Source organism: Pinirhizobacter sp. (assembly GCF_035317885.1).
Lineage (GTDB): Bacteria > Pseudomonadota > Gammaproteobacteria > Xanthomonadales > Rhodanobacteraceae > Pinirhizobacter.
Genome location: NZ_DATHFX010000370.1, coordinates 1 through 7,437, shown reverse-complemented (window position 1 = coordinate 7,437; position 7,437 = coordinate 1). Strand labels below are relative to the sequence as shown.

Here is a 7,437-nt window from a genome sequence, read left to right as displayed (position 1 = left end):
GACGCCCCGGCCAGGCCGTATAGCGTTGCACTACCAAACCTTTGGAACCTCCCGGCGACACCCCGCGTCCCCTTCCCCCGGCGGAGCGTCGACTTTTTGACGCTAGCGCGTTTTACGGTGAATGTGGAGAGGCCGGCTTCTCATTTTTCAACCCCTTACACGGAAATCAAGTACTTACGTTGAAAAATAGGTCTTTCGGCGGAGGGCTTAGTCAGGCTTGAAGTCGAGCGCCACGCCGTTGATGCAGTAGCGCAAGCCCGTCGGCGGCGGCCCATCCGGAAAAACATGGCCGAGGTGACTGCCGCACCGGCTGCAATTCACCTCCACGCGGACCATGCCGTGGCTGGTATCGCGGGTTTCGTCCAACGCGCCGGGGGCGGGGGTGTCGAAGCTTGGCCAGCCGGTGCCGCTCTCGAATTTCTTGCCCGAGGCAAACAGAACCTGGCCACAACCGGCGCAGGCGAAGCTGCCTTCGCGCTCTTCGTGCAGCAAGGCGCAACTGCCCGGGCGCTCGGTGCCGTGGCCCCGCAGCACCGCGTACTGTTCAGGGGTGAGCAGGCGGCGCCATTCCTCGTCGGTGCGGGTGACGGGGTAAGTCTTCTGTAGGGTAGCCATGCCATTGCTCCTTGGGGGGCGGGTTAGCTCCCCAAGTGATAGCGCAGGGCAGGTTATTCAACCGCGAAGGCGCCCCAGCACCCAGTGCGCCACCGCGGCGATGGGCAGGCCGAACAGGAACAGGTGGAAGGAAATGCTCATCGCCATGCGCCAGGGCACGTGCGTGGTCTGGAAAGGTGCGGCCGAAAGCGGCAGGACGATCCAGTTCATCACCACATAGGCCACCAGCCCATAGACGATGCCCCAGGGCACGAAGTGCCGCGACAGCGTGGCCGACCGCTGCGCCGCCGCCACCCAGACACCTGCGAACACCAACGAGATCGCCCAGTGCAATACCGCACCGAACACGGCGCTGCCCATGCCACCCTCGAACGCCGGGCGACCCTCGATGCCGCTAGCGATCGACTGGAACACCTGGATCGGTGTTACGCCGAACGATTGCTGGATGGGAAGCGCCGGCACGATCTCGACAATCGCGGCCACGGTACCTGCGGCCAGCGTCGCCATAAGCCATCGATTCATCGCGCCCTCCCCGTTTGCGTGGAATGAAAATTACAGGCCAATTTCATCGACCACAAGCCAATTGGCCCGCTTCGGACGCAAGAAATTGGTCGTTTACTGGCAAAGGCTTGCGAAGGATGTTCCATCCCTACGGCATAAGCCGACTTGGGGAAACGTCAACATGTTCGTACAGAACCGCCGCCGCGCAACGGCGCTGGGGCTCACCCTTGCATTGGCAACACCGCATGCCTTCGCCCAGTCCAATGCATCGGGCACGATCTTCGGCCAGGTACCGGTGCAAGCGGGTACCACCGTTCGCATCGCCAATGTCGACACGGGCCTTAGCCGCGACATCACCGCCGACAGCGCCGGGCGTTATCGCGCCGCATCGCTTCCCGTGGGCCGCTACACGGTAACCCTTGTGCAAGGCGGGGCAAGCGTCGCCACGCGTGACGACGTCACCGTGACCATCGGCTCGGGCAGCGAGGTCTCGTTCGGCGGCGCCGAGGGCACCACCGGCGCCAAGACCCTCGAGGGCGTTCAAGTGGTGGCCAACGCCCTTCCGGCGATCGACGTGTCCACCACCGATTCGCGCACCGTACTTACCTCCGAGCAGCTGCAGAAAATTCCCGTGGCCAGGGACGTCACCTCCACCGCGCTGTTGGCGCCAGGCGTGGTATCGGGCGATTCGCGCTATGGCAATGTGATCAGCTTCGGCGGCTCGGCCGCCTCGGAGAACGCGTACTACATCAACGGCTTCCCGGTCACCAATCCGCTCACCTCGATCGGCCTGACACAACTTCCCTACGACGCGATCGACCAGCAGCAGGTGCTGACCGGCGGCTACGGCGCCGAATTCGGCCGCTCCACCGGCGGCGTGATCAACATCATCACCAAGCGTGGCGGCAATACCTGGAAAGCCGGCGTGGCGGCGTACTGGTCGCCCGAAGCGCTGGAGGCATCGCCGCGCAACATATATGTGCCACACAACGGCACGCCGATCGATGGCACGCTCAACCGCTACCAGAACGACAACAAGGACAATACGTTCGAATACGGCGCCTACATCAGCGGTCCGCTGGTGGAAGACCGCCTATTCGTCTATGCCACGGCCGAGATGACCCGTGCGCACGACGTGAACGTACAGCCCATCGGCGCGGCCGGCGGTTACAGGGAAAGTGAATTCCGCACGCCGCGATGGTTGGCGAAGATCGACTGGAACATCACCGACAACCATATCCTCGAGCTCACGGGTTTTTCCGACAAGACCAATGAACAGCGCGACGCCTATGCCTTCGACTACACCACGCTCACCCATTCGGACGTACGGGCAAGCCGCACCAACCTGAAGAACGACCCCACGGTGGGGCCCGCAAGCCAGAACGGCGCGGATACGCACATCGCCAAATACACCGGTTACATCACCGACAACCTTACTGTCACGGCGCTCCTGGGGAAGCAGACCAGCCAGCACGTGAACCTGATTTCCGGCTCCGATCCCACCTGCCCTTCGATAGGGGACAATCGCCCCGTACCACCGGACCAGATCATCAAGAGCTCCTGCCAGGCAGGAAGCGGCCCCGTGAGCGATGCGTTTACCCGTGACAGCACGCTGGCGCGGCGCCTGGACGTGGAATGGCGCCTGGGCAACCACGACTTCCGGGCCGGCATCGACAACCAGGTGCTTCGTTCGGATACGGGCGCTGAGATTCCCGGCGGTTACGCCTGGGTGTATCAGCACTCGGACGATCCGAATTCGCCGGTCTTTCCCTCGCTCGGGGTGAACGGCGCGCCGGGCGGCAATGGCGATTACGTGGTGAAGAACTACCAGACCACGCTTGCCAATGTCACCGTGAAGCAGCAGGCGCAGTATGTGGAAGACCGCTGGCAGATCGGCGACCGCTACCTGCTTTCCATCGGCCTGCGCAACGAGCAATTCAGCAACTACAACAGCGACGGCATCGCTTATGTAAAGCAGCGTCATCAGCTGGCTCCGAGGCTCGGCGCCACCTGGGACGTGTACGGAGACTCCACGTTCAAGGTGTATGCCAACGCCGGGCGTTACCACATTGCCCTTCCCAACAATGTGGCCGTGCGCGGCGCATCAGGCGCCCTTATTACGCAGGAGTACTTCACCTACACCGGGTTCGACCCGGTGACCGGGGTGCCTACCGGCCTAACTCCCCTAGGCCCGGGCCCGGTATCGGCAAACAACGAGTTCGGCGAGGCACCCGATCCGCATATCGTGGCCAAGAAAGGCCTCGATTCCCACTACCAGGACGAATATATCCTGGGTTTCGACAAGCAACTGGCGCAGGACTGGAACTTCGGCGCCAAAGCCACTTACCGCAACCTGCGCAGCGCCATCGACGACTTCTGCGACCCCCGTCCCTTCGCCAACTGGGCGGCCCGCAATGGTTACGATTCGTCCAACACCAGCAACTTCATCTGCGCATTGTTCAACCCCGGCCATGGCGGCGAGTTCTTCTACGACGTGGACGGCAATGGCACGCTCGAGGACATCAAGCTAAGCGCCCAGGATCTTGGCTATCAAAAACTCAAGCGTAAGTACCTGGCGCTGGATACTTATCTTGAACATCCCTTCGATGGCCGCTGGTACGGGCGCATCGACTATACGATTTCGCACAGCTTCGGTAACGACGAGGGACAACTCCTTTCCGATCTCGGCCAGGCCGATGTGTCCCAGGTACAGACATGGGACTTCCCGGAACTGATGATCGGCAGCAACGGTCCGCTGCCCAACGATCGCCGCCACCAGATCAAGGCGTTCGGGTATTTTCAGGCAACACCCGAATGGCTGTTCGGCGCCAACCTTTTCGTGGCCTCAGGCCGGCCGAAGAACTGCCTGGGCATCGATCCCGATCGCAACGATGTCGCCTCCGGGTATGGCTCGGCGTTCTTCTACTGCAACCTCGCCCATGCCGCCCCTCCGGAGTACCAGTTCGTACCACGCGGATCACAAGGACGGCTGCCATGGACCTGGCGTCTTGACCTGAGCTCCACCTGGAAGCCGGCATTCGCCGATCACAAGCTGGCTCTCCGCGCCGATGTGTTCAACGTGTTCAACCATCAGGTGGTGCAGAACGTCAACGAGCGGTTCAACGTCGGCGGCACCACCTCGTTCGCCCCGGCCTATGGGCAGGCGATCAGCTATAGCGAGCCGCGCTCGTTCCGATTCTCGATGATGTACGACTTCTCGCTTTAGAAAGCACATTGACCCCCTACCCCATAATGAAGGACAGTCCGTTGTGAACGGGCCACCTTGGGGTAGGGGATTGTTCCTGGAGCTGGACGGCCGCGGGCCGCGACATGCGCAGTTGACGCGCGCCCTGAAGGAGGCGATCCGCAGTGGTCGCCTTCCAGCGCATACGCGCCTGCCGCCCACGCGCGAACTGGCCTTGAGCCTTGGGCTGTCGCGCAGCACGGCGCTGGCGGCCTACGAGCAGCTGCAGGCGGAGGGTTTCCTTGAAAGCCGTCAGGGTTCGGGGAGTTTCGTGGCTCCGCAACAGGTCGTTCCCACGCTGTCGAAGGGTCCGCCGGCACGCGAAGTGGCTCCCCCTTCGCGCTATGTGAGGCGCCTGCGCGAAGGCATCGGCCGCGCGGTGGGACGGCGGCACTATGGACTGCGCTACAACCTGCAATATGCCGAACCGCTCGTGCAGCCGGGTCTGGCTGAACGCTGGAGCAAGGAGATCGCCCACGCGGCGGCCTATACCGATACCGACTACCCGCGCACGCAGGGACTGCCGGCGCTTCGCGAAGGCATTTGCGACTACCTTGCCCGGCGGCGAGGCGTGGTGGCCAGCCCCGACGACGTGATCATCGTCAACGGCGCCCAGCAGGCGTATGCCCTATGCGCACGCGTACTGCTGGACGAAGGCGACCGCGTGGCGCTGGAAGACCCTCACTATTTTTCCTCGTACCAGATCATGCGCGTCCATGGCGCGGAGATCGTGGGCGTGCGCACCGACGAAGACGGCATGGTCTGCGACGAGCTCCCCGCCGAGCCCGCACGGCTGGTCTGCGTAACGCCTTCGCACCAGTTTCCCGGCGCCAGCCTGATGTCGTTGCCGCGCCGCCTTCAATTGATCGCCTATGCCGAGAAACACGGTAGCTGGATCCTCGAGGACGACTACGACGGCGAGTTGCGCTTCGATGGCCATCCGCTGGCCGCCCTGCGCGCGCTGGACGCGGCCTCGCGGGTGATCTACGTGGGTACGTTTTCCAAGGTGCTGTTTCCCTCGCTGCGCCTGGGTTACATGGTGGTGCCGCCGGCCCTGCTCGAGGATTTCCTTGCCGCCAAATGGCTGAGCGACCTGGCCAGCCCCGCGATCGAGCAGGCAGCGCTGGCGGCGCTGATCGCCGACGGCAGCTTCGAGCGGTTCCTTCGTGCAGGAATCAAAGACCTGAAGCTCCGCCGCGACACCCTGCTCGATGGCCTGCGCACGCACGTGGGCGACCGGCTGGAGCTCTTCGATCCTCCGGCGGGCATGCACATCGTGGGCTGGTTCCGTAGCATCGACGAGGCACACGCCGCGCGCCTGGTCGACCATGCCGCATCGCGCGGGCTGGGCCTTCACCCGATGGCGCCGTTCTATCTTGACCCGCCGCCGCGGCCGGGCCTGCTGATTGGCTACGCAGGCATGTCGTGCGCGGATATACGCGAAGCCACGCGCCTCTTCGGCAGCTGCCTGCGCGAGCTGGGCCTGTGAAGACGAGGCCTTCGAATGCGCAAACCTGCCGCGCCTTGCGCTATACACATGTTCCCTTGGCTTATTCGTGACTTTCGCCATGAACCTGCGCCGACTCGTCCTTCCCGCCTTGCTGATGCTATCCATGCAGGCCAACGCCACCGACATCGTGGTTTCGGCCGCCGCGTCACTCACCAATGTCTTCGGCACCGTGGCCAAGGCCTATGAAAGCGAGCACCCTGGAACCCACGTAGTGCTGAATTTCGCGGCCTCCGATGTATTGCTGCAGCAGATCGCCAACGGCGCGCCGGCCGATGTATTCGCCTCTGCCGATCAGACCGCCATGGACAAGGCCCAGGCACAAGGCCTGATAAACAAAGATTCCCGGCGCGACTTCGCCGCCAACGAGTTGGTGCTGATTGTTCCCACCTCCGGGAAATTCACACCCGCTTCGCTCAGCGACCTCACGTCGAAAAACGTCGGCAAGGTGGCCATCGGCGACCCGGCCTCGGTGCCGGTGGGCCGCTACACCAAAGCCGCCCTGGAAGCGGCCAAGCTCTGGGAGCCGGTTTCGGCCAAGGCGGTGCTGGCGCAGAACGTGCGCCAGGCACTGGATTACGTAGCGCGCGACGAAGTGGACGCCGGCTTCGTCTTCGCCACCGATGCCACGGTCGCCGCCGGCAAGGTGCGCGTGGCGATGCGCGTAGCCACGCCCACGCCGATCATCTATCCACTGGCCGTGGTCGCGCAGTCGAAGCAGCCGGCCGAAGCGAAGGCCTTTGCCGATTTCGTGCTTTCCCCGGAAGGCCAGGGCTTGTTGGCCAAGGCCGGCTTCCATCGTCCGTAAGCAAAAAGGACATCGAAGATGAAGGTTCCTGGTTTCGCCGCTGTAGTGGGTTCGACGTTGTTGCTCCTCACCAGCCTGGCGCACGCCAGCAACCCAAAACTTCCGCCGGATCTGGCCAAGGCCGCCGCTGACTACGACCAGGCCCAGGTCCATTCCGACCGCGCGGGGCTGGAAAAGGCGCTCGCCGACGACTGGGTACTGGCCAACAGCGCCGGCAAGACACAGACCAGGCAGGAGTTCATCACCGAATCCGTGGCGCCCGGCTCAAGCGTGGAACCGTACACCGTGCAGGACGAAACGATCCGCGTGTGGGGCGACGGTGCGACGCTTGCCGGCCTGGTCGACTACAAAGGCAAGAGCGAAGGCAAGCCGTTCCAGGTGCGCATTCGCTTCGTCGACGTCTGGCGCAAGAAGGATGGCCGGTGGCAGGTGGTATACACGCAGGCCGCGCGGGTTCCCTGAACCACGGGTTGGGGGTCAGAGGAATTACTCTGACCCCACCTCATGGATACGACCGTCGCGGATCTCCAGTACCTCGTCACCCAGCGCGTCGGCGTCGGCCGGGTCGTGGGTGATCACGATCATCGGCAGGTCGAGGTTCGATTGCAGTTCGGCGAGCTCCTGTCGCAACCGGCCACGCAGGGCCGGGTCGACCGCCGAGAACGGTTCGTCCAGCAACAGGATATCCGGGCCGGCGGCCAACGCGCGGGCGAGCGCCGTGCGCTGGCGCTGGCCGCCCGATAGCTGCGAGGGATAGCTGCG

The 7,437-nt window shown here is 63.7% G+C and carries 7 protein-coding genes; 4 read left to right on the top strand and 3 right to left on the bottom strand.

Annotation, left to right across the window (positions count from 1 at the left end):
• Positions 1 to 207 precede the first annotated feature (207 nt).
• Both msrB and VK519_RS12240 read right to left on the bottom strand, forming a co-directional pair.
• The gene (msrB, locus tag VK519_RS12245; RefSeq protein ID WP_345785969.1) at positions 208 to 615 is read right to left on the bottom strand and encodes a peptide-methionine (R)-S-oxide reductase MsrB; all 408 of its coding nucleotides are present in this window, start codon (positions 613 to 615) and stop codon (positions 208 to 210) included.
• Between the two features lie 57 nt (positions 616 to 672).
• Entirely contained in the window at positions 673 to 1,137 is a 465-nt protein-coding gene (locus VK519_RS12240) for a hypothetical protein (protein WP_324350144.1), read from the bottom strand.
• A gap of 160 nt (positions 1,138 to 1,297) precedes the next feature.
• On the opposite strand from VK519_RS12240, the gene VK519_RS12235 reads away from it, so the two are divergent.
• The 4 genes from VK519_RS12235 to VK519_RS12220 all read left to right on the top strand — a co-directional run bounded on the left by VK519_RS12235 (position 1,298) and on the right by VK519_RS12220 (position 7,137).
• Positions 1,298 to 4,342: a TonB-dependent receptor gene (locus VK519_RS12235; RefSeq protein WP_324350142.1), complete on the top strand. Its 3,045-nt coding sequence runs from the start codon at positions 1,298 to 1,300 to the stop codon at positions 4,340 to 4,342.
• 43 nt (positions 4,343 to 4,385) lie between these two features.
• Positions 4,386 to 5,849 (top strand): MocR-like pyridoxine biosynthesis transcription factor PdxR, encoded by a 1,464-nt coding sequence (gene pdxR, locus VK519_RS12230; RefSeq protein ID WP_324350140.1) that lies wholly within the window; start codon positions 4,386 to 4,388, stop codon positions 5,847 to 5,849.
• A gap of 85 nt (positions 5,850 to 5,934) precedes the next feature.
• Positions 5,935 to 6,675, top strand: a complete 741-nt coding sequence (modA, locus tag VK519_RS12225; protein WP_324350146.1) for a molybdate ABC transporter substrate-binding protein — start codon at positions 5,935 to 5,937, stop codon at positions 6,673 to 6,675.
• Between the two features lie 18 nt (positions 6,676 to 6,693).
• Complete coding sequence (locus VK519_RS12220; RefSeq protein WP_324350138.1) at positions 6,694 to 7,137, top strand: nuclear transport factor 2 family protein; 444 nt, start codon at positions 6,694 to 6,696, stop codon at positions 7,135 to 7,137.
• 24 nt (positions 7,138 to 7,161) lie between these two features.
• Here the strand turns inward: VK519_RS12220 and VK519_RS12215 are convergent.
• Positions 7,162 to 7,437 (bottom strand): ATP-binding cassette domain-containing protein (locus tag VK519_RS12215; RefSeq protein ID WP_324350136.1); only part of this gene is annotated, 276 nt, incomplete at its 5' end.

Bases quoted from the DNA above. Each gene is read 5' to 3' on its own strand.
- msrB (WP_345785969.1), bottom strand. From the start codon at position 615: ATGGCTACCCTACAGAAGACTTACCCCGTCACCCGCACCGACGAGGAA.
- VK519_RS12240 (WP_324350144.1), bottom strand. From the start codon at position 1,137: ATGAATCGATGGCTTATGGCGACGCTGGCCGCAGGTACCGTGGCCGCG.
- VK519_RS12235 (WP_324350142.1), top strand. From the start codon at position 1,298: ATGTTCGTACAGAACCGCCGCCGCGCAACGGCGCTGGGGCTCACCCTT.
- VK519_RS12220 (WP_324350138.1), top strand. From the start codon at position 6,694: ATGAAGGTTCCTGGTTTCGCCGCTGTAGTGGGTTCGACGTTGTTGCTC.